This window comes from Amphritea balenae, assembly GCF_003858655.1.
GTDB lineage: Bacteria > Pseudomonadota > Gammaproteobacteria > Pseudomonadales > Balneatricaceae > Amphritea > Amphritea balenae.
In genome coordinates this window covers 424526-447834 of the sequence record NZ_RQXV01000002.1, presented here as the reverse complement: position 1 = coordinate 447834, position 23309 = coordinate 424526, and the positions used below count along the sequence as shown (strand labels likewise).

The following is a 23309-nucleotide window of genomic DNA, read 5'->3' as shown; positions in this document are numbered from 1 at the left end:
TCATGACACTGAGTAAAAAAAGAACTATCACGGAACTTTACAATAGAAATTCCTGATGTAGATTATCCGCCAACCACGCCTTAAAGAAATCGATAAAGAGACTCACCTTTGGCGATGTGTATTTACGATCAGGATAGATGGCATACAAACTTAGCCGCTCAGGCTCATATTCTGGAAACAATACTTTAATCTGACCGGCCTCAACGAAGCGCTCTATAACAAAGGAGGCCAGACAAGCGAGACCACGGTGCGCCAATACTGCCTCACGGACTAACAGCCCATTGTTCGCCTTAAGGTCGCCAGTTACCTGGACGGTTTCCCGGCCGTCTTTACCATTTAAGACCCAGCTATTTGTATTGGAAGCCAGCATAAAGATCAGACAATTGTGCTGCTTCAGGTCCTGCGGTACTTTCGGGCACCCCTTAAGCTCAAGGTACTTTGGACTGCCACAAATATACATTGGAATTGAAGCCACTTCACGGGCGATATGGCTAGAATCCGGTAGCTGAGGATGAGTTATTCGTAACGCCAGATCAAAACTATCCCGTACCAGATCGACATCACCATCTTCCAACGTAATATCAAACTTGATATCCGGATAAGCCTCCATAAACTCGGGTACTGCTTTTGATAACAGCAACTGGCCAAAAGTCATATTACAGTTAATTCGCAATACTCCCTGAGGCTTACCTTGCAACTGGGAAACAAGGTTCTCTGATTCTTCTACCTGCGAAATAATCTTCTGGCATTGCTCATAGTAAGCTGAGCCTATCTCAGTAACATTTAAGCGTCGGGTCGTACGCTGCAATAAGCGGGCACCAACATGCTGTTCAAGGTGAGCAATCTGTTTACTAACGGAAGAACTGGATATCTCCAGTTCGGCAGCTGCCAGCGAAAAGCTTTTGAGATCAACAACGCGAACGAACACGCCCATAGCCGAAAAGACATCCATCTAAAACACTCTCCCAGTAAACATAATTTCACCCTATCAGCCGGGCTAAAAATACTCAACCAACAAGTACTAAAGTATATAACTTTATGATTTAAACCAAAAAACGGCCTTTCGGCCGTTTAAAATCTTTATTACAAAAGCAGGATATCAATTATTTAAGCGGCACAATCAAAACCGGACGTTTCGAGTTCTGCATTACTTTGTTCGCCGTTGACCCTAACAGAAACTGCCCTACCGCCGAATGCGTTCGGGTGCCCATGACAATAACATCAGCATCCATCTCATCCGCTACATTCAGAATAGTTTTCCAGGGGACACCTTCAGCTACCTGAGCATGCACAGAACCCTCAGACAGCATTTCATTCTCTTCCAGCTCAGTCTGGCAAAAGTGATCGACGCGCTCTTTCAACTTCTGTCTAACATTGGCAATACTCTGATCATGCAACTCATTTAAAGAGGCATCATTCATCATTGTATCGACTACACTCTGTGCCGAAGAGCTCAGAGGCTCAAGCACATGAAGAAAGGTAATTTCAGAATTATAGTGACCACACAAACTAACCGCCGCTCTGAATGCCGGCCGGGAACCTTTATCAATATCAGATGCGTACAGAATTTTTTTAACGACAGGTAACATATTCGAACCCCTTAAACAGAAAGAGCCCACTAAATTTACTCTAGATGGGCTCTTTAACAATCAGTGTTATTTAGCGATACAGCAGTTCCGGCAGGAACAGCGCGATCGAAGAAAACAGAGTAACCAGTGCAAGACGGATGATATCCGCACACCAGAAAGGCGTTACACCTTTAAAGATCGTACTGGCCTTAACATCACGCAGTACAGCAGCAAGCACGAACACGTTCATTCCTACCGGCGGCGTTATCAGACTGATCTCAGTAACTACGACTACCACAATACCAAACCACACCAGATCAAAGCCAAGGCTCTGCACTAATGGGAAGAAGATTGGCACTGTCAGTAACAGCATCGACAGACTCTCAAACACCATACCCAGCACAATGTAGATCGCCAGAATCACCAGGATAACCACCATCGGCGAGACATCCAGATTATTAACCAGATTCAGCAGATCTGCAGGTAAACCCGCACGGTTGATAAAGTTAGAGAAGATCAGTGCGCCGATCAGTACTGCAAACAGCATCGCAGAGGTACGTGCAGTGTCGGTCAGGATATCAAACAGACCACCCCAGGTCAGAGAGCGACGGCTAAGCGCAATAACAAACGCACCACCGGCACCGATACCTGCAGCTTCTGTTGGCGTAAAGATACCGCCATAAATACCACCCATCACCACGGTAAACAGGATCAATACACCCCAGACACCGTTCAGTGCTTGAATCCGCTCAGGCCAGCCTAGCTTTTCACCACAAGGACCCGCTGAAGGATCACGCCATACCACATAACGAACCGCCATCAGGTACAACAGAATACCCATAAAGCCAGGTATAAAGCCCGCAGCAAACAGCTCACGAATACTGGTTTCAGTTAGCAGACCATAGATAACCAGAATCACACTTGGTGGAATCAGGATACCCAGGGTACCACCCGCAGCGATAGACGCGGTTGCCAGTGAATCAGCATAACCGTATTTACGCATCGGCGGCATCGCCACTTTAGCCATGGTTGCTGAAGTAGCCAGACTTGAACCACAAATAGCGGAGAAACCACCACAAGCAACAACAGTGGCCATCGAAAGACCGCCCTTCTTGTGCCCCAGGAAAGCATAAGATGCACGATACAACTCATGAGACAAACCTGATTTGGTAACCAGATTACCCATGAGGATAAACAGAGGGATTACAGACAGGCTATATTCCTGTGCTGTATCGATAACGCGCTTAGACGCCATCGACAACGCACCGGTCCAGCGGAAGTCCATAAAGTTTTCAAAGGTCAGCCCCTGCATATATGCGAAACCGAAAAAGCCCACCAAACCCATCGCAAAAGCGATAGGCACGCGAACAATCACGATAATCATCAATAAAATTGCAAAGCCAGTTAATGCGATAATCATTCTGGAATTACCTGTAGCGTTATCAACGTAGTGATATTAAAAATATACGAAAACAGTTCCGGGATTAATCCCGGGACAGGAACAGTAGCCGGTAAATACCGTAACTGATCATCAGAGCGGCAGTTGCCCAGCTCATGATTGCAATATATTCAACAATATAACCAACCGGCATCTGCAGGTATTCGGTTACTTCGCCACGTTTTAATGAGCGAGTTGCCAGCTCGAAGATCCGCACCGCAAGGAAATACAGCGATGTTGACATCAGCAGTGCTGAAAACAGACCCAATGCTTTAATCAGCGTATTGCCCAGCATCTTATCAAGAATATCTACTACCACGTGGCCACCACGCCAGGTGATAACAGGCATCTCAGCAAATACCAGAATGGCAATACCCATCTCGGTCAGTTCAGTCGTTCCGTCAACAGCGTTATCCAAAAAGTAACGACCAAATACATCAGCACAGGTCAGTAACATCAGGAAGAAAAGTGTTATGGCAGCGATCAACTCAAGAAAAAAGGCCAGCCAAGCGACTGGCCCTTTCTCTTCGTAGTGCGCTGAAATCCAGGCACTAAAAGTCATAGAAGACTCCTATTTATTACGTGCAGCTAGCGTGTCTTACTTGTAGCTACGTGCTACATCACGCAATTCTGCCAGCGCAGCTTTTGCATCAACACCACGGTCAGAAACAGACTCAAGGAACGCCTGATCCATACCGTTAGTCAGGTCCTTAAATTCTTTAGACAGCGCATCGCCATCCTTAACCATAGTGATGTTTACACCCGCTTCTTGAGCAGCAACCAGACCTGCAGCATCACCCGCATCCCATGCACGGCCAGCCATTGCAGACAGCTTCTCGCCGGAAACAGCCATGATCGCAGCGCGATCTTTAGCTTCCAGACCCGCCAGGAAGTCAGGGTTCATGAAGATACCGAAGCTACCCAGGTACATACCACCTGGCAACGCAATTACGTTTTTAGCAACTTCTTTCAGACGCAGTGACTTCTGCTCACCCATTGGGATGAATACACCATCAATTACGCCCTGCTGCATCATTTCGTATACTTTAGGAGCTGGTGCGCCTACAGCAGTTACGCCCATACGGTGACCGATCTCACCCTGAACACCACCACCCAGACGAATTTTCTTACCTTTCAGATCAGCAAGAGAGGAAACTGGATCAGCCATGTGGATCTGACCTGGTCCGTGAGTAAACAGACCGATTACTTCTAGACCGTCATGCTCGCCAGCTTTTGCAAAATACTTGTTAAATATACGCCAGTGCGCAACAGAAGCAGCCTCAGCATCAACACCCAGTAATGGCTGTTCAACTGCTTGAGTCAGCTTAAAGCGACCTGGTACATAACCGTGATAGCTGAAAGAAGCGTCTACAACACCATCTTCTACCAGCTCAAACATTGTTTTAGGATGGCCCAGACCGTATTCGATAGCGATCTTAACGCGTCCTTCAGTTGCTTCTTCAACCCACTTTGACCAGGTCGGCCATACAACAGCGTTTTGTGGATGAGTTGGTGGCAACCAGCTAGCTACACGCATAGTAGTTTCGGCCATAGCACCTGCGGACAGGGAAACACCCAAAGTTACAGCTGCTGCAGTTTTCAGGAAGTTCATATTTGTCATTCGTTCTATCTCCTGGCTTTCTCATGTACGCACTTTTGAGTGCATCAATTTTATTTTTATATGAAAGACTAAATTAGGGCTAAGCCCTGTTTCTTACGTCGTCAGACTTTAACTTACACAATTAAAGCTTAACGCTAGCATAACCGACAATGTGATACATATCGACTAATTCTTTAGTCTTTATTTGTATCAGTCTTCTTTGACGGTACTGCCCGATAATTCATGCATCCTTGATATTGATCAAACAATACCCTAGCAAATCAGGGGGATAACCCTTCGATTAAGCACAAATCTGTTTCCTATACAGAAACAGTCGACTCAATCATTGTGCCAGTATTTTGAACAAAAAAAAACTAGTTAATATATAAACTAGTTTTTTATCTATCAACTTAAGAGACCTTACCAGTAAACACCTTTCATGATCTCTTCAAGTTTCTCGCGCGCCTCACCAAAATGGTTAACGCTATCTTCATAGGCATCGCGAGCCAGCGTATAACGCTCCATCTGCTCGGTATCAATACCTTTATAAAGATCAGCCTGGCATGCACGACACTCTTCAAAAAAGCGATCGGCAATCAAGCGACGACGCATATAAATCTTAGCCGCCTCTTGCTGGCTTGGAGACATTGCTGAGAAATCGGGCACCTCAGAAGACTCCGCACTAGCGAAGTCCCCCTTCAGTAGCGCCCACATTCCAGACCAGTCTTCTTCAGCCCCCTCAAACGCTTTATAGCCAAACTTGGCTAACACGCTGACATTGCTTTCGACTAATTTATCTGGTGATGGGATGATCATGGCAATTACCCCCTGATCACTCTACGCCGTAACCGATACGCATATCGTAATCAGCTTCAACGCCTTGTGGTACTTCAAAACCGATATCACCCAGACGATCCGTTAGGAGCTCAAGATATTCTTCTTGAAGCTGCTCTGGGGTCTTAATCTTAAGACCATACTCGTGGTAAATATCGAACATTTCAGATTGCCCTTCACCTTTAGAAGGACGACCGTAGAAACCCAGACCCATTTTCATGAACTTCTCAATGCGCTGTTGCATGAATTCGCGGGTTTTCTCACCACCAAATTCGATACAACGCTTAGAAGCCCAAACACCAAATGCAAGGTGACCATGTTCTTCTTTATGGATACGTACGTTTACACGTGCCCATGGCAGGTATGAACACTCACGGTACTGACCCAGGAAAGCTACAGCGGCAGGGGTTACTACTGTCGAGAACAGCGCAACATCTTCCCAGCACTCAAAAAATGCTGACCAGTTCTCTTTACGGAAACCGTTAATGATATTTACTTTATTCGGATCAGGGTTTTCTGAATTCGAAGCCAGTTCGTGCAGACGGGAGTCAACATCAACACCCAGGTCACGCAACAGGTTCCAGATGTAGTAGCCGTGACCCATCTCTTCCATAACTTTCTTAGAAAGACGGTAAGCTTCTTCAGGACGCGGAGCAAAACGATGGTTTTCAGCAACACGCTGTGCGCCGGCATACTCAGAGTCTGCCTGGAATGTCATCAGGTTGATCAGACACTCTTTATAATGATCTGGCAGCTTATCGCCCTTATCATATGTTTTCATAATTCTGTTGTCTCCGATTGAGTTTTTGCACTCGTTCACATCATTTTTTAGCGCCGCTCTCCCAACCCTGTAATGTGACACAGAATTCGACGCCTTCTATAAAATTAGTGTATCATTCACTTCATGTCAACCGTTTACTTTGTCCTGAATCAGATAAAAGCCCGACTGCGATAAGGTTGATGACATAAGGTTTTGCACATAGAATCTTGTCTAAGCCCCGGTAATTCAGCTATTTACACTGCGTTACCACAACAAATACCTGATTGTGCGAACTGAATGAACAAACTTCACTGCATCGAAGAACTGGTTGATGAATTTAAAAGTCAGCGCCCTATACGGGGCGGCTCACTTATTATTACTATCTACGGAGATGCTATATCGCCCCGGGGCGGGACCGTCTGGCTGGGTAGCCTGATAAAGTTACTGGAACCTTTAGGCCTGAATCAGCGCCTGGTAAGGACCTCCATTTTTCGTTTAACTAAAGACGGCTGGCTAACGTCTACCCAGGTAGGACGCAGAAGCTTCTACAGCCTGACCGATACCGGCAGAAGACGCTTTGAGAGCGCCTTCCGCCGTATCTACGCTGAGCTCTATCCTGAATGGGATGGAAAATGGGATATGGTACTTACCACTCAGCTTGATAACGAGCTGAGAAAGGTTGTCAAGAAAGAGCTCGAGTGGCTTGGTTTTGGTAACATTGCACCTAGTGTTATGGCTCATCCCATGGCCGATATGAATGAGCTGAACGGCACACTACAAGAACTTTGTGTCCAAAATGATGTGATTCACATGGCTAGCGAACTGGTAGGTAGCCAAACGTCGGCACCGCTTAAAGAACTTGTTCACGAGTGCTGGAACCTGGAAAAGCTATCACAGGATTATCAGGAGTTCTTACAACGCTTTCGCCCAATACTTCGGGCAGTTGAAGCAGAACAGGAGCTGGATCCCGAACAGTGTTTTCAACTCCGGACCCTGCTGATTCATCACTATCGCCGAGTGTTGTTGCGTGACCCGCAACTACCAGAAAAATTACTGCCAGCCGACTGGGCTGGCACATCAGCGCGGGTATTGTGTCGCAATATCTATCGCCTGATACAGAAAGGTGCAGAACAGTACCTGTCTGACACCCAGGAAACTGCCGACGGCCCGTTACCCGAGCCAGCGCCACGTTTCTATACAAGATTTGGTGGGCTATAAGCCCCGGACTGCGTCTCCCCCGCTGCCGGCAAGCTCCTTTACATTAATACTATTATTTACCGGCAACAGCAGATATCAACGGATAACTGCTGTTGGTCAGCGAAATTGGAGACAACGCAATGATCAATATTGCTATCGTAGGAAGCGGCCCTTCAGGTTGCTATATCGCGGATCTACTGTCTAAAAAAGTGGCAGGTTCACAGGTTGATATATATGACCGCCTACCAACCCCCTTTGGCCTGGTTCGCGCCGGCGTTGCCCCGGACCACCAAGGTACGAAAAACATTATTCGTCAGTTCGAGCGTACCTTCAGCCGGGATAACGTCAGCTTTGTTGGTAATGTAAACATCGGTTCAGACATCAGCTATCAGGAACTTAAAGATAGCTACGACGTTGTCGCTATCACCATCGGTGCCCTTACCGATCGCAACCTGGGCATTCCCGGTGAAGATCTGCAAGGCGTTTATGGTTCAGGTGAGTTTGTTGCCTGGTATAATGGCCATCCCGATCAGTCTGAGCTCAACCCTGACCTTAATAGCCAGGGCATCGCTATTATCGGTAACGGCAATGTTGCATTGGATATCGCTCGCCTGTTGGCTAAAACGGCCGCTGAAATGGGCTCCTCTGACATCACCAGTGAAGCAGCAAACGCGATCGATAGCGCACCAATCACAGATATTTACATGATTGGTCGCCGCAGCCCCGTAGAAGCCAGCTTTACTAACGCTGAACTAAGTGAGTTTGCAGACTTAGAACGTTGCGCGGCTCTGGTTGATCCGGCACATCTGGTCACTAGCCTACCTGACACACTTGACCCGAAAGACGTTAAAGCGATTGAGAAAAATCTTGAAACCCTGCGCGGCTATGCCGAAAACAGCGGCCAGGACAAGCCCGTTCGACTTCATTTGATGTTCTGTGCATCACCGACAGCCGTTATCGAAGCTGATGGCAAAGTAGCAGGACTGACTCTGGAAAAAAATACCATCATTGATGGCCGCGCACAGGCAAGTGGAGAATTCTTTGAGCTGCCAGTGCAAACCATCATTTCGGCCATCGGCTATCGCAGCGAGCCAATCGAAGGTATGCCATTTGATACTACCCGTGGCATTGTTAGTAATAATGAAGGCCTGGTAGAACAAGGGGTTTATACCTCCGGTTGGTGTAAACGTGGCCCTCAGGGCGTTATTCCCGCCAACCGGGCCGACTCCATGGCTGTTGGTAAGCAGATCATAGCGAACCTTGAAGCCAATCCACCAGCAGGCAATAAAGCCGGATCAGCAGCCATAGATGAATTGTTGACCGCCCGCAATGTACAAACGGTCTCTTTTGATCAGTGGCAGGTCATCAATCAGGCTGAAATATCCCGGGCACCGGAAGGCAAGCCCCGCGAAAAATTCAATCGCATTGATGAAATGCTGGCACAGCTAAACTGATGGTTTAATTGCTCCATGTAACACAGCACTAACACGCAATCGACTATGACCACCTGTTAGTGCAACTATAACTATTATTCTAAAGAAACAATTCTATGCCGTTACCTACACCTGCTGAGCGAACTGATCAGCACACCCGGACTGTCACCTGCAAAGGTTTTAAGCGCACTGATGGTCTGTGGGATATTGAAGGTCATCTGACCGATATAAAAGCCCAGCCTATCGCTATTCGTGAACGCAACAATGGCATTGTTGAGCCGGGCGAACCTATCCACCAGCTGGCCATTCGTATCACCGTCGATCTTGACCTTAATATTATCGATGCCGTTGCCAGCATGGACTACACCCCTTTTCGTATCTGCCCAACCATTGCCGACACATACCAGCAACTGATCGGTATACAGATAGCGCCGGGCTTTACTAAAAAGTGCAAGGCCCTGTTCAGCGGCATCAGCGGCTGTACTCACTTATTAGAGCTGCTAGGCCCTATCGCAACGACCGCCTATCAGGCAACCCACCAGGAACGGGAAAATCGCGAAAACTGGTCAGAGGGCGAAAACCGCCCCCACACACTGGATACCTGTCACACGTTTGACAGCGCTGGCGAAGTTGTCAAAAAATACTGGCCACACTTTTATGAGCCTGAAAAGCAGATAAAAGTCGCCAACATCAGCTGATTCTGGTCGCATCTAACTCTGCGACCCGAGCCATAATAAACTCTATAAACAGCCTGACTTTACCCGGAACATATTTGCGTTCCGGGTAGAGCATCTGCACATCTCTGGAGCGGGGTTGCCAGCTTGGCATCAATCGTTTTAAGCGCCCCGCTGCAATTGAGTTTTTAACTACATAGTCAGGCAGATTCACAACACCCAGTCCGTTTTCAGCGGCCCTGGCGGCAAGGCTTAACTCATCTACTTTAAGCCTTGCCTGACCATCTATTCTTACCTTCTCTCCACCCGGCCCGGTAAAATTCCACACCGGCGTGCGTCGGGGCACGATAAGCGTATGCTCATACAGGTCATTCGGATGGCGTGGTACTCCCCTGCGTTGCAGATAATCACTACTGGCACACACGCTGAAACTGGATTCCATCAGAGGTCTCGCTATCCAGTTCTGCAGCCTCACATCCCCAACCCGAAAAGCAACGTCAATTCCCTCTTCAACCAGATCGATATTACGGTTCACTACCACTAACTCAAGATTAATACGTGGAAAACGTTCCATAAACTGGAAAAACCACTCAGCCAGCAGATCATTAGTGAGGCTGACCGGCGCTGTTACCCTTAACAGACCTGAAGGTTCAGCCAGCTGATCATCCAGCTCGCGGGCGGTATATTCAAGCTCAGTGAACAATGGCTGGCAACGGTTATAGAATTTCTCTCCCGCCTCAGTCAGTACCATTTTCCTGGCACTTCGGTGCATCAGCTTATAACCAAGATCTTTTTCTAACTGCATAACCTTACGGCTGACGGTAGACGTCGGCAGCGAAAGTGATTGCGATGCCGCAAGAAAGCTACCCCGCTCTACAACCTTCAAAAAAATAAACAGATCCTGATAGTTCACTATAAAACACCTCTAATCCCATATATGGGATTTAATATTACTTTACTAAGACCTTATTTTAAATAAGCAATCATTTATGATGACTCAATCAAAATAATAATGACCCGAGTGCTTCCCATGAATATTGCTTCAGAACCGAAAGTAACCGAGCGCCCCGATAGTCATCAGCTATCACAGCAGGTACGTTTTCAACGCGAAGATGGCACCGTATGGTTTGGCGAGCAACGAATGCTGTTGATGCAACTGGCATCTCTGGCTAACTTCCGCAAGGAACAAATTCTGACCGTTGGTCTGGAACGGGCCAAGGGCTTCTTTATGCGGCTGGGTTACAGCCTGGGCCAGAAAGATGCTGAGTTGATCAAACGACTTGCAGGTAATATTCCGGATGACGAACTGTTTCGCACCGGTTTTCAGTTGCACTCACTTAAAGGCTCGGTACGGGTAGAAGAGCAAAAACTTGAAATAGATAAGTCATCGCAGCATTTCTATGCCCAGCTTGTCATGCACGATGCATATGAAGCCGAGATGTTCATCTCCGAGCTGGGTCTAATAGATGGCCCTGCCTGCTGGGCACTACAGGGGCACGCGAGCAGCTTTGCTTCAGAACTTCTGGGACAGGAAATAATCTTTAAAGAGATGCAGTGCCGGGGCTGCGGCGATAGCAAATGCCTGTTCGAAGGCCGCCCTGCTGAAGAGTGGGAAGACTATCAAACTTATCGCAACTACTTTAAAAGCGCCCCGATCATTGAAGAGCTGTATGAACTTCAGGACCAGATCTCGGTATTACGACATAAGATCGACAACAGCTCCAGCCTGGGTAACTTCATCGGTAAATCAGAGGGTTTCAAGCAGGTATGTAAACTTGCCAGCAAAGCATCACCGGGCAAAGTATCGGTACTGCTACTGGGAGAAACCGGCGTTGGTAAGGAGTTGGTTGCAAAGGGCCTGCATGAGAATTCAGAACGCTCTGAAAACCCTTTTATTGCGGTCAACTGTGCGGCCATTCCCCCTGACCTGATTGAAGCCGAGCTGTTTGGCGTAGAAAAAGGCGCGTTCACCGGGGCTACCCAATCCCGTCCCGGCCGCTTTGAGCGGGCTGACAAAGGCACCATCTTCCTTGATGAAGTGATTGAACTCAGCCCCAGGGCACAGGCAGCCCTACTACGCGTATTACAGGAAAACGAGTTGGAACGGGTGGGTGATACCAAAACCCGTACGGTTGATGTTCGCCTGGTTGCCGCTACCAACGAATCACTGCTGCAAGCTGTTGAAGAAGGTCGTTTTCGTGCCGACCTTTATTACCGATTGAACGTATATCCGATCATTATTCCCCCTTTAAGAGAACGTCGCGAGGACATCCCTTTACTGGCTGATCACTTCCTGAAGAAGTACGAGGCTTTTTATAATCGAAAAACCCTGGGCTTATCCGACCTGGCAATGAAAGCTATTCTCAATTATCGCTGGCCAGGCAACGTTCGGGAGCTGGAAAATGTTATCGAACGAGGCCTTATTCTGGCCGAAAGCGGCGAAACTATCGATGCCCAGTACCTCTTTCCCAGCCTCAACATCGATCAGGGAAGCCAGATTATTTCCAGTACGGGAGCCCTGATCAATGCACCTGAATTGAATAGCAGTACTGACACTGAAGATAACAACTGGCTTGATCAGGCACTGGATCAACATGGCTCGATGGAAAAAATTGAAGAAGCCCTGCTGCGCCACACAATTGAACGAGCAGAAAATAACGTCGCTGAAGCGGCAAGGCTACTGGGTATGACTCGCCCCACACTGGCGTATCGACTTAAAAAAATGGGCATAGAGGTATAACAGATGCATCAGAATCATTGCCAGACTTTGACAACTGCAGCGATACAGCATGCAACTCAACTAGGCATTTCCGTGAATATCTCGGTTTATGACCCGGGAGCCAATCTGCTCAGTTTTCAGAAAATGGAGGGCGCTCCTCTGGGCTCCATCGATATCGCGATGAACAAAGCCCGCAGTGCTGTGCTATTTGGCGCCCCCACCGAAGCGCTTGGAGAACTAGCCCGTAATCAACAGCTAACAGGGTTCGAACAGACTAATAACGGCCTGATTTTGTTTGCCGGTGGAGAACCCATCCGTCACAACAACACCGTTATTGGTGGTATAGGCATATCCGGTGGCAGTGCTGAGCAGGATAAGGAGATAGCCCTGTTCGCCATAGAGCAACTTTCAATCAAGGCAGTACAGGAAGCATCATGAATTTAAAACTAAGCGTTGTCGATCAGGCCCCTGCCCATAATAATCAATCACAGGTAGCAGGGTTGCAGTATTCAACCCAACTGGCCCAGCTCTGCGATCAACTTGGCTATCACCGCTTCTGGATCGCCGAGCATCATGATACCGCCAGCTACTCCAGCTCTTGCCCGGAAATTCTCATTTCACATATTGCGCAAAACACACAAAATATCAGGGTTGGTAGCGGTGGCGTGATGCTATCCCATTACAGTCCACTCAAAGTTGCCGAGGTATTTCGAACCCTGGAAGCACTGAATCCGGGACGAATTGATCTGGGCGTCGGCCGTGCACCCGGCGGTACCGACGCGACCAGCCAGGCGCTGTCTTTTCCAAATCAGCCTAATAACGCCGATATCTACCCTCACCTGCTCAGTGATCTGAGCGGCTTCTTGTATGACAACCTGCCGCCAGACCACCCTTACTACGGTATTAATGCAACCCCGGTAGGCAGCGTTTCTCCCCAACTCTGGACGCTGGGCTCCAGTAGCGGCAGTATCGATCTGGCTGCTGAACTAGGACTCGGATTTGTACTGGCTCTGTTTATTGGCACCCATGACCGTCCGGCAGAGATATTTGAACGCTATAAAGCGCGCTTCCGACCTAATGGCAAAGGCCCAGAAACGGCCCAGACCATACTGTCAGTAGCCTGCCTCTGCGCCGATAGCGCCGAAGAAGCCGCCTATCTAGCGGCCCCAAACATGTATTGGAAAGTAATGGCCTTCCGGCACGGTATCCGCGAACATATTCGCAGCCCCGAGCAAGCTCTGGATCTGTACAACAAGCTCTCTCTGTCCGATCAGGCTTATTATCAGGAGACTCTCAATACTGTTATCAGCGGTTCAGCCATACAATGCCGCGAGAAACTGGAAAACCTGGCACTGCAATATAGCGCCGAAGAGCTGATGCTGGTAAACGTTACCTATGATTTTGAAGACCGTTGCAACAGCTACCGAAAGCTAATGACTGCATTCCGATAATTAAACAGGTAATTCCGCCCGCCCACTTTAAGGGCGAGGCGGTGAAGATAGATGTCAGGTAATGTGAAAAAACTACAATATATATTAGCGAGTAAATTAGTCTGAGCTAATCACAATCTCTTTACCCTCAGGACTAATAACACAACGCACCGCCTCCAACAGATGATGTTCAGCCCCCAGATGGACATAATCATCAGTATTCAGCCCCTGCTCGATACGTTTCAAATAATAGTAGCCGTCGTGGCTATAAAGCTTATCACCAATAACCGGCAGACCCAGGCTTGCCAGTTGAGCACGAATCTGGTGCTTACGGCCGGTAAACAGTTCACAACGTATTAATGACCTTCCGGGCTCCAGCTTCAAAACACTGAACGCTGTTTTGCAGTAACGAGGCTTTGGGTAAAGATCGGGCTCATTGGCGCTCACAACATACATCTGACTTCTGATGAGGCTACCGGTTTTCTCAGACAACTCGCACTCGTAAACCTTATCCTGCCATGCAGCTGTACCGCTAACCCATGCATGATAGATTTTTTTCTTCATCAACTGATCTAAGCGTGGCTTCCATTTTTGGTCCGCCTGTTTATTTTTAGCCAGTAGCACAACACCGGCGGTTTCTGTATCCAGGCGGTGTAGTAATCGGGCATCAGAAAATGCGGTTTCTCGTCGCACCAGAGAGATCAGGGTATTGTATAAATTACGTGTAGTTCGGCTTACCGGTAGTAGGTGCGGCTTGTAAACAGCCAACAATTCGGCGTTCTGCCAAAGCAACCGCCATCGAGTATCAACGGACTCCTCCCAGTGTTCTGGCAAACGCAGCCCCACAACACTACCCTGCACCGCCAGAGCTTCAGGGCCAACAATTTCACCATCAATACAAATACAGCCAGCATCAAAGAGCAGAGGCAACTGCTGCACATGAGCCTCAACCAGCTGCGCAGACAGAAAGTCACCAATAACGCTACCCTCGCCAGCCCTCACACTGAAGCGGAGACTAAAACCTTGCTGCTTCATTTGCTCAACCGTTTTCTCAACCCCGTGCTGCGCCAAAATACTTATCAGCCTCCAGAAACAAAAAAAGCCTCAAAGAGAGGCTTTTTTACAAAACTACCGATCAATGATCGGGTAGCTCCTGATTAACAAACAGCTCTTCAATCTCAGCCCGGTTGCTACAGGCCTGAACCTGCTTAACCACATCCGGCGTAAGGTGTGGTGCAAACTGCTGAATAAAGTCATACATATAACCGCGCAGGAAGGTTCCTTTACGGAAGCCGATCTTAGTGGTGCTGTACTCAAACAGATGGCTGGCATCCAAACGCACCAGATCACGATCCATCTCTTCATCAAACGCCATACTGGCAATGATACCTACTCCCAAACCAAGGCGAACATAGGTTTTGATGACATCGGAATCTACTGCGGTAAATACAACCTTGGGATCTAATCCTTCACGATTAAAGGCATCGTCAAGCTTTGAGCGGCCGGTAAAACCAAACACATAAGTTACAATCGGATAACTGGCTACATCTTGCAGCGTTAACTTTGAAACCTGCGCCAGCGGATGATCTTTTGGTACAACCACGGAACGGTTCCAGCGGTAGCAAGGCATCATCACTAAATCATTAAAGTGCGACATCGCCTCAGTGGCAATAGCGAAATCTACCGAGCCATCGGCAGCCATTTCAGCAATCTGCATCGGCGTACCCTGATGCATATGCAATGAAACATCAGGATAACTTTGCATGAAGCTATTAATAGTCACAGGTAAGGCGTAACGCGCCTGGGTATGAGTTGTCGCTACATCCAGAGTACCCATTTTTTCATCACTGAACTCCTGGGCTACCTGCTTGATGCTTTCTACTTTACGTAGAATATCACCGGCCACGTCGAGTATTGCCTCTCCCGCCGGCGTAACCCGGGTTAGATGCTTACCGCTACGTGCAAACACCTCTACACCCAACTCATCTTCAAGCAAACGAATTTGCTTACTAATGCCTGGCTGAGAGGTATACAGGCTTTGCGCTGTAGCAGACACATTCAGGTCATGCCTGGCAACTTCCCATATGTAACGCAATTGCTGCAACTTCATTTATACCTCCAAGACCAAAAAACAAAGACACTAATAACTTTTAATTATAATACACCGATACTGAGTCAGGTGCAGCTCTGAATATTTACCGGCTTAAACGACCGTTTTTCTCAACTCAAACGACTGCGCAGACGACGTACTTCTTCCTCGTGCGCAGCAATTTTCTTTTCCATCGAAACCATACGGGCATTGGTACGCATGACCTCTTCATTTTTATCTTTTAACTGACCGCGCAAGGTATTTTCACGTCGGGCGGCCTCGTTTGAAGTACTGAGCTGTTTCTGATTGCTACGCTTCACTTCCTCAGTAAGTTCAGCAACTTTATCTTCCAGGCGCTTGCTTCGGTTCTGCTCAGATAACAAAGAACCACTGAGTTTACTGCGCTCTCTGACGCTATGAGTTCCTTCTGTTTTAAAACGCTTCAGCTCTGACTCAAGTGACTTTATCTGATTCGTTAAAGTATCCAGTTTGACATCTTTCTTAGCAATGACGGCCTGCAAATTATGGATATCTTTGGTCAGCGCCGATTCTTTACGACCACACTCATCGCGCAATTTCTCCAAAGAGTTACGATAATAGCGGGTATCAGCTTCGGCCTTCGCAACCTGTTCGAGACTGTGACGCTGCTCATCTTTCACTCGCTGATCGAAAGTATGCTTTGAATCATCCAGCTTTTTCTGCAGTAACGTCAGCTCCTGATCGGTATTTTCACGCCGCTGCTCTTCGGTCTTTTGTTCTGTTGTTGCTGTCGCCAGATTTATTTTTAATACTGATATTTCAGCCTCAAGCGCCTGGGTGTGATGCTTTTCCTCACCGATTAACTGCTGCAGTTCCCGATAACGCTGATCCTGCTCGGCCTGAACACCGTGAGCTTTTTTCAACTCAGTTTCAGCATGGCGCTGTGCCTCTTCGGTGGCTAAATTATGATAATGCTTATCATGGGATAGCGCTGACTGAGCCTCCTGCACCGCCTGATGCCACAATGACTGAACACTTTTAGCCAGAGATGAAGGTAGGTCAGGCACCAGAGGAGCATCATCATTAAACAGCCGCATACGATCTGGTAACAACTGCCACCATCGATTCAGCATAGTTTCAAGCTGTTGACGATCCCCCTCTATCTCAACCGCCAGAGCATCAACGGTTGGAGCGGTTCCCGCAAGCAACATAGTATCTGCTGCTTTATTAAATTCTTCTGTACTAATCTGTGAGTTCATCAATTACGCCTTACCGAACACTATTCTGACCACAACTCTTCTTTAACTTTTTAATGCCCGCTTCCAGCTCATTGCCAAGCGGGGCATGAAAGATTTTTCGTCCACCTGAGGGCAGAGGCACACGTAACTCTGCCGCATGAAGGAATAATCGTTTAATTCCATATTCCTTCATCTCCCGGTTCGTTTCATCTGCACCGTACTTATCATCACCAATAATGGCATGACCAGCAAACAGACAATGTACCCGAATCTGATGAGTACGCCCGGTGATCGGACGCGCCTCAACCAGAGTGGCAACATTATCAAACCTCTGCAGCACTTTGTATTCAGTTAACGAAGCTTTACCCATCGGATGCGGTTTTACGATTCGCTCTCCGGACTTAAGTTCATTTTTTTGTAAAGGCGCGTCGACTTTAGTCTTCCGTGAAGACCATTTGCCATCAACCAGCGCATGGTAAATCTTGGTAATTTTTTTAGCCTGTAATGCGGCATGCAAAAAACGTAATGCGCTGCGCTTTTTAGCAACCATGATACAACCTGATGTATCCCGGTCTAAGCGATGCACTAATTCAAGAAAGCGGGCATCCGGGCGCATCTGCCGTACTGTCTCGATCAGGCCCAGGCTAATGCCACTGCCGCCGTGTACCGCCAGTCCTGAAGGCTTATTGATAACCATCAGATCATCATCTTCATAGAGTATTGAGGAATCGACCAGTTGACGCAGGTTATCACTCACCTTAGCCGGCGTTTTTGCTTCACTCAGACGAATCGGTGGTACACGCACCAGATCACCGGCCTGTAATTTATAATCAGGCTTAATTCTCTTTTTATTAACCCGGACTTCACCTTTGCGCAAAATTCGATAAATCAGTGTTTTTGGCGCACCCTTAAGACGGGTACGCAGAAAATTATCGATTCGCTGTCCCTGCAGTTCTGAATCAATTTCAAACCACTGTACGGAAGGGCTGGTTGACGCTTTTTGTTCTGCCATATTAATAAGATATAAACCTTGCGATTGATGCTGGGGATGTAAGCTGCTATATTCTAGCGCTGCTGCGGGCTGTTGGCTTTAGCTAATTTGAAATTCCCGGTTTTTTTGCCAATTAGTAATGAAAATAAAGCATATTACCGGTTGGAAATCCCGTACAGCATTACAACGAACAGAATAACTACGTATTTCATCCAGCTGGCAATGCCCTGAATTGCAAAACCAGTTGGAGGTGACGATGTCAGGCGCCCGGAACCTGCTGAGTTTAACACCAGCAGTCACAACCTGATCACTCATTTATGAGTTGATATGAGGCAGCTGTTTCCTTCACCGCCGATAAGACCTGAGCGACTATTCTAAAGAAAGCGATCAGGCATAAAGAAAACATAGAAGTCGTTACGAAGACTTGGTTTAGCGTGCGGTATCCGCGAGATGACGCGCACCTCTCTATGTGGCTTGAAGCCGGATGAAATACGTTAGTGTTACTACAGAGAACGCTAACGAATCATGAAAAGAATGCTAATAAATGCAACTCAACAAGAAGAGTTGCGCGTCGCCCTGGTTGATGGCCAGCGACTATACGATCTGGATATCGAGTCCAGCTCCCGCGAACAGAAGAAAGCCAATATTTACAAAGGCAAAATAACCCGGGTTGAACCTAGCCTGGAAGCTGCTTTTGTTGACTACGGTGCCGAACGCCATGGCTTTCTACCCCTGAAAGAGATCTCCCGCGAGTACTTCAAAAAGGACTCCCCGAAAGGCGGCCGTCCTAACATCAGAGAAGTTGTTGCCGAAGGTACCGAGGTCATCGTTCAGGTTGATAAAGAGGAGCGCGGCAACAAAGGCGCTGCCCTGACAACCTTCATCAGTCTGGCTGGACGTTATTTAGTCCTGATGCCTAACAATCCGCGTGCCGGCGGTATCTCCCGTCGCATCGAAGGCGATGATCGCAAGCAACTTAAAGAAGCGATGGACGGGGTTAATATTCCCGCTAAAACCGGCGTTATTGTACGTACCGCTGGTATTGGCCGCGCCTCTGAAGATCTGCAATGGGATCTTGATTACCTGATGACACTTTGGGATGCGATCAAATCTGCATCCGGCGAACGCAAAGCGCCCTTCCTGATCTATCAGGAAAGCAACGTTGTTATCCGCGCGATCCGCGACTACCTGCGCCAGGACATCGGTGAAGTACTGATCGATAATCCTGATGTTTATCAGGATGCTCTGAATTTTGTACAGCAGGTAATGCCAAGCTATCAAAACAAGATCAAACTGTACGATGAGCAGATCCCTCTGTTCAACCGCTTCCAGATTGAGAGCCAGATTGAAACCGCCTTCCAGCGCGAAGTACAGCTCCCTTCAGGTGGCTCTATTGTTATAGATCCGACTGAAGCTCTGGTATCGATCGATATCAACTCTGCCCGCGCAACCCGCGGTAGCGATATTGAAGAAACAGCCCTGAATACCAACCTGGAAGCTGCCGATGAGATCGGACGACAGCTACGCCTGCGTGATATTGGTGGCCTGATTGTTATCGACTTTATCGATATGACGCCAATCAAAAACCAGCGTGAAGTTGAAAACCGTATGCGCGATGCGCTTAAGGTCGACCGCGCACGGGTACAACTGGGGCGCATCTCCCGCTTCGGCCTGATGGAAATGTCCCGTCAGCGCCTACGCCCTTCATTGATCGAAAGCCGTGGCGCTGTATGTCCACGCTGTAGCGGCCAGGGCACCGTTCGTGATACTGAATCACTGGCACTGTCTATTCTGCGCCTGATTGAAGAAGAGTCTGCGAAAGATCGCACAGCTCAGATCCGGGCAATCCTGCCGGTATCTGTTGCGACCTTCCTGCTTAACGAGAAGCGTCGTGAAGTGCATGACGTTGAACTACGCCACGATGTACGTGTTGTGGTTGTACCTAATCCAAACATGGAAACGCCGCACTACGAAGTTGTTCGTCTGCGCGATGACCATACGGTTATCAACACCAACGACGCAAGCTATACGCTACAACCTGAGCCTGAAGACGAGCCTGAAGCTGAAACAGCTAAAGCTCAACCAGCAAGAGAACGTGCAGCCGTTAGCACTGTAGCGCCTGCTACACCCGCTCCTACTGGCGCGACTCAGGAAGAACCGGTTAAAGCACAAGAAGTTGTACAACAGCCATCCCTTGGCAGCCGGATTATGGGCGCACTAACCAGCCTGTTCGGTGGCAATGAAGAACAGACCGAAACCAAGAAACAAGAAGAGAAAGAGCCAGAGCAAGAGGAGCGCAATCGTAAGCAGCGCGGCCGCAAACGTTCAAACTCTAACAACCGTCGGGATCGTGGACGTGGACGCGATCGTGATCGTGATCGCAACCAACGTCGCGACAGCGATAAAATCAGCGACAACCTGTCAGACAGCAATGCTGACAAAGACACTAAAGAAAACAAAGAATCTAGCGAGCAAAGCACTGATAACCGCTCCTCAGATACTCGTCGCAGCCGCTCTCGAAACCGCCGTCGCGGTGAACGTGATAAAGGTCGCCAGGAAGAGCAACAGCCTGAAAATCAGAGCAGCGCTACTGAAGAACAAAACCGTCCATCAGATAAAAATGAAGATGGCCGGGCTCGTGGCGAACGCCGTCGGGGCCGTCGCAACCGTGGTGAGCGCGCTGGCAAACGCACCGGTGAAGCAACAACTGAAGAGCAACTGAATACTGAAGCGCCGAGCACTGAATCTGTAAACACAGAAGCAGTAGTCGAAACTGAAGTTAAAGCGACTCAGCCAGTTAATGAAAGCGACACCAGCGTTACCGATACTGCTGAGGAAAAGCCTCGTAAACGACGTCAGCGTCGCCGCGGCCCTAAGAGAAAGTCCGAAGCTGAAGGTAACGCAGCGGATACTGCCCAGACTTCTGAGCAGCCATCAGCAGAAAGCGCTAAGGAAGAGACCGTTGTTGCACCAGAGACTCCAGCTCAAGAAGCCAGCGTTGAAGCAGCTGCACAACCGACTGAAGTGAAGACTGAAACCACAGTTGCAACCGAAGCGCCTACAGCTGAAGCGACTACGACTGAAGCGCCTGTAGCTGAAGAACCGGTAGTTGAAACATCCGTAGCTGAAACGCCGGTTAAAGTTGAGGAACCTACCTCAGAGGAAGCAGCACCAGAGACTGCAGTTGAAACTACTCCAGCACCAGCCGCCGCTCCTGAAGCAGCAGCTCCTGCCGCTGAAGAACCGGCTGCAGAACCTGCGAAAGAAGAAGCTAAAGCCGAGCAAGCTCGCCCTGCTGGCCGCCGAGTACGCAAGCGCCCTGAACCATCTCAGGAAGCCTCTGTACCCGCTGACCAGCTGATGACCGCTCGCCCACGTCGTGAGGCTGCGCCAACGGAGGCTCCTGAAGGTGTTGCACCTCGTCAGCGCCGCCAACGTCGCGCCGCAAACGATCCTCGCCAGCAAGCAGCTCAGCAAAATACTGACAGCTCTGCTGATCAACAGAGCGCTTCAAACGAAAACAATGCTGGCTAATTAACCAGCCATCATAAAAGCCCGCACTACTCTTAAAGAGAATGCGGGCTTTTTTATACCTGTCTTTTAAGCGAGACCTCACTATCCCCCATCAACCACAACCTTTAAAGCTTGCCCGCATACCACTCACTCAACTCCATCCAACAACTCTGAAAAACACTCAGACCTTTTCTGGCGAGCAAAGCACCTAAAATGAATACAAGATGGTTTAATTACCAGGCCAAACAAAAAAGCCCGCACTATTTTTAGAGATAGTGCGGGCTTTTTTATGTCTTTCTTGTATCTGTTCAATACGATAGCGATAGCGCAAGAGCAGTTGATTGTTATGGATAGCTGCGCGGCTCAATTTCCAGCATCACACCATAATGGGAGTAAACGTCTGCCTGAATAGCCCCCGCCAGCTCCAGAATATCAGAGCCTGTTGCAGTACCATGATTAACCAGCACCAGGGCTTGCTTATCATACACCCCGGCATCACCCTGACGCCGCCCTTTCCAGCCTAACTGATCAATCAGCCAACCGGCCGCCAATTTAGTAAAACCGGGCTTATCACTGAATGAAACCAACCCCGAAAAACGCTGTTTTAACTGCTCAGCTTCAGCATTAGAAATAACCGGGTTTTTAAAGAAACTACCCGCATTGCCGATCGCCTCAGGCTGAGGTAGTTTTCGACAACGCACCTCACAAATAAGATCACTTACCTGCAGCGCTGTTGGTGTTTCAATACCTGCAGCAGCCAGCTCATCCGCGATACCACCATAATGCAGCACCGGCTGATACTCTGCCTGCAATGAAAACAGCACACTCAACACCAGATATCGTCCGGGATATCGATTCTTAAAGACACTATCCCGATAACCAAAACCACACTGATCACAACTGAAGACTTTAATCTCGCCGGTTTCAATATCGTAAGCTTCAAGACTCAGCATTACATCCTTAAGCTCAACACCATAAGCGCCAATATTCTGCATCGGCGCCGCCCCTACCGTTCCCGGTATAAGTGACAGGTTCTCTAAACCAGACAAACCCTGCTCAAGGGTCCAGCGAACAAAGTCGTGCCAGTTTTCACCTGCGCCCGCCTGCACTCTGACGACCCCGTCCTGCTCAGCGATAATCTCTCGTTCACAAAGCCGATTGACCAACACCAAAGCATCGATATCATCAGTCAGCACAAGGTTACTACCGCCACCAATAACCAACAGAGCCAACCTATTATTCCGGGCAAAGCCCAGAACAGACTCTATTTGATCCATAGAGGTCAGTTCGGTAAAGTAGCGCGCAGTTACATCAAATCCGAAACTATTAAAGGCTTTGAGTGACACGTTTTCCTGGATCAGTGACGGCATCAGGACAACTCTTTACGTATTTGCTGCAGTAATGCATCAGATGCACGCTCCACCAGATCGAGCACCTGATCAAAGCCAGAAGCGCCACCATAGTAGGGATCAGGGACATCCCGGGTACTGTCATCCACAAACGACAAAAACAAACCTAAGTGACCCTTATAATCTGCCGGGCAGATACCCTGAAGATCCTCAAGATTCTGGCCATCCATCGCCAGAATATAATCATAATGGTCGAAATCAGCAGGTATCGCCTGACGGGCTCGCAGATCACTCAGATCGTAACCCCGCTGCAAAGCGGCAGCAGCAGAACGGTGATCCGGCGCATTACCCACATGATAAGCTGCGGTGCCCGCCGAATCGATTTCAATTAAGTGCGCCAGACCTTGCTGCTCAACCAGATGACGAAAAACACCATGCGCTGTCGGTGAACGACAGATATTGCCTAAGCAGACAAATAGTACCCGTTTCATACCAGT

At 48.4% G+C, this 23309-nt stretch carries 21 protein-coding genes; 7 read left to right on the top strand and 14 right to left on the bottom strand.

Annotation, left to right across the window (positions count from 1 at the left end; all coding sequences use genetic code 11):
- Window positions 1-37 precede the first annotated feature (37 nt).
- The 7 genes from EHS89_RS06310 to EHS89_RS06280 form a co-directional block, all read right to left on the bottom strand.
- Window positions 38-952, bottom strand: coding sequence for a LysR family transcriptional regulator (locus EHS89_RS06310; protein WP_124925274.1), 915 nt, complete (start codon window positions 950-952; stop codon window positions 38-40).
- A 151-nt stretch (window positions 953-1103) separates the two neighbouring features.
- On the bottom strand, window positions 1104-1589 hold the full coding sequence (locus EHS89_RS06305) for a universal stress protein (protein WP_124925273.1): 486 nt from the start codon (window positions 1587-1589) through the stop codon (window positions 1104-1106).
- A 70-nt stretch (window positions 1590-1659) separates the two neighbouring features.
- Window positions 1660-2988, bottom strand: coding sequence for a TRAP transporter large permease (locus EHS89_RS06300; protein WP_124925272.1), 1329 nt, complete (start codon window positions 2986-2988; stop codon window positions 1660-1662).
- Window positions 2989-3052: 64 nt separating this feature from the next.
- A complete protein-coding gene (locus tag EHS89_RS06295; protein WP_124925271.1) occupies window positions 3053-3568 on the bottom strand; it encodes a TRAP transporter small permease in 516 nt (171 codons plus the stop codon).
- A gap of 36 nt (window positions 3569-3604) precedes the next feature.
- Window positions 3605-4627 (bottom strand): TRAP transporter substrate-binding protein, encoded by a 1023-nt coding sequence (locus tag EHS89_RS06290; RefSeq protein WP_229753632.1) that lies wholly within the window; start codon window positions 4625-4627, stop codon window positions 3605-3607.
- A gap of 399 nt (window positions 4628-5026) precedes the next feature.
- The gene (locus EHS89_RS06285; protein WP_124925270.1) at window positions 5027-5422 is read right to left on the bottom strand and encodes a hypothetical protein; all 396 of its coding nucleotides are present in this window, start codon (window positions 5420-5422) and stop codon (window positions 5027-5029) included.
- A gap of 16 nt (window positions 5423-5438) precedes the next feature.
- Window positions 5439-6221 (bottom strand): Phenylacetic acid catabolic protein, encoded by a 783-nt coding sequence (locus tag EHS89_RS06280; RefSeq protein WP_124925269.1) that lies wholly within the window; start codon window positions 6219-6221, stop codon window positions 5439-5441.
- A 276-nt stretch (window positions 6222-6497) separates the two neighbouring features.
- Between EHS89_RS06280 and paaX the strand changes: the two genes are divergently transcribed.
- The 3 genes from paaX (at window position 6498) to EHS89_RS06265 (ending at window position 9528) form a co-directional block, all read left to right on the top strand.
- The gene (paaX, locus tag EHS89_RS06275) at window positions 6498-7418 is read left to right on the top strand and encodes a phenylacetic acid degradation operon negative regulatory protein PaaX (protein WP_124925268.1); all 921 of its coding nucleotides are present in this window, start codon (window positions 6498-6500) and stop codon (window positions 7416-7418) included.
- A gap of 119 nt (window positions 7419-7537) precedes the next feature.
- Window positions 7538-8851: an FAD-dependent oxidoreductase gene (locus EHS89_RS06270; protein WP_124925267.1), complete on the top strand. Its 1314-nt coding sequence runs from the start codon at window positions 7538-7540 to the stop codon at window positions 8849-8851.
- Window positions 8852-8946: 95 nt separating this feature from the next.
- Window positions 8947-9528: a DUF2889 domain-containing protein gene (locus tag EHS89_RS06265; protein WP_124925266.1), complete on the top strand. Its 582-nt coding sequence runs from the start codon at window positions 8947-8949 to the stop codon at window positions 9526-9528.
- Here the strand turns inward: EHS89_RS06265 and EHS89_RS06260 are convergent.
- Entirely contained in the window at window positions 9521-10417 is an 897-nt protein-coding gene (locus tag EHS89_RS06260; protein WP_124925265.1) for a LysR family transcriptional regulator, read from the bottom strand. The genes EHS89_RS06265 and EHS89_RS06260 overlap by 8 nt on opposite strands.
- Window positions 10418-10534: 117 nt before the next feature.
- Here EHS89_RS06260 and EHS89_RS06255 point away from each other — a divergent pair, with 117 nt between their 5' ends.
- Genes EHS89_RS06255 through EHS89_RS06245 form a run of 3 tightly spaced genes read left to right on the top strand, consistent with a single transcriptional unit; the run spans window position 10535 to window position 13674 of the window.
- Window positions 10535-12244 (top strand): sigma-54-dependent Fis family transcriptional regulator, encoded by a 1710-nt coding sequence (locus tag EHS89_RS06255; protein WP_124925264.1) that lies wholly within the window; start codon window positions 10535-10537, stop codon window positions 12242-12244.
- A gap of 3 nt (window positions 12245-12247) precedes the next feature.
- Window positions 12248-12661, top strand: coding sequence for a GlcG/HbpS family heme-binding protein (locus EHS89_RS06250; protein WP_124925263.1), 414 nt, complete (start codon window positions 12248-12250; stop codon window positions 12659-12661).
- Window positions 12658-13674, top strand: a complete 1017-nt coding sequence (locus EHS89_RS06245) for an LLM class flavin-dependent oxidoreductase (RefSeq protein WP_124925262.1) — start codon at window positions 12658-12660, stop codon at window positions 13672-13674. The genes EHS89_RS06250 and EHS89_RS06245 overlap by 4 nt, the downstream gene beginning before the upstream one ends.
- Before the next feature lie 96 nt (window positions 13675-13770).
- Here EHS89_RS06245 and EHS89_RS06240 read toward each other — a convergent pair whose 3' ends face one another.
- From EHS89_RS06240 to rluC, 4 genes are all read right to left on the bottom strand, one after another.
- On the bottom strand, window positions 13771-14688 hold the full coding sequence (locus tag EHS89_RS06240) for a pseudouridine synthase (protein WP_124925261.1): 918 nt from the start codon (window positions 14686-14688) through the stop codon (window positions 13771-13773).
- Window positions 14689-14788: 100 nt separating this feature from the next.
- Window positions 14789-15763 carry an HTH-type transcriptional regulator CysB gene (gene cysB / locus EHS89_RS06235; protein WP_124925260.1) on the bottom strand — a complete coding sequence of 325 codons (975 nt, stop codon included), beginning with the start codon at window positions 15761-15763 and terminating at the stop codon, window positions 14789-14791.
- A 110-nt stretch (window positions 15764-15873) separates the two neighbouring features.
- Window positions 15874-16980 (bottom strand): DNA-binding protein, encoded by a 1107-nt coding sequence (locus EHS89_RS06230; protein ID WP_124925259.1) that lies wholly within the window; start codon window positions 16978-16980, stop codon window positions 15874-15876.
- A 10-nt stretch (window positions 16981-16990) separates the two neighbouring features.
- The gene (rluC, locus tag EHS89_RS06225; RefSeq protein ID WP_124925258.1) at window positions 16991-17971 is read right to left on the bottom strand and encodes a 23S rRNA pseudouridine(955/2504/2580) synthase RluC; all 981 of its coding nucleotides are present in this window, start codon (window positions 17969-17971) and stop codon (window positions 16991-16993) included.
- A gap of 504 nt (window positions 17972-18475) precedes the next feature.
- Here rluC and rne point away from each other — a divergent pair.
- Window positions 18476-21484: a ribonuclease E gene (gene rne, locus EHS89_RS06220; protein ID WP_244937359.1), complete on the top strand. Its 3009-nt coding sequence runs from the start codon at window positions 18476-18478 to the stop codon at window positions 21482-21484.
- 323 nt (window positions 21485-21807) lie between these two features.
- Here rne and murB read toward each other — a convergent pair whose 3' ends face one another.
- Both murB and EHS89_RS06210 read right to left on the bottom strand, forming a co-directional pair.
- Entirely contained in the window at window positions 21808-22833 is a 1026-nt protein-coding gene (murB, locus tag EHS89_RS06215) for a UDP-N-acetylmuramate dehydrogenase (protein WP_124925257.1), read from the bottom strand.
- Window positions 22833-23303 carry a low molecular weight protein-tyrosine-phosphatase gene (locus EHS89_RS06210; RefSeq protein WP_124925256.1) on the bottom strand — a complete coding sequence of 157 codons (471 nt, stop codon included), beginning with the start codon at window positions 23301-23303 and terminating at the stop codon, window positions 22833-22835. The genes murB and EHS89_RS06210 overlap by 1 nt, the downstream gene beginning before the upstream one ends.
- Window positions 23304-23309 lie beyond the last annotated feature (6 nt).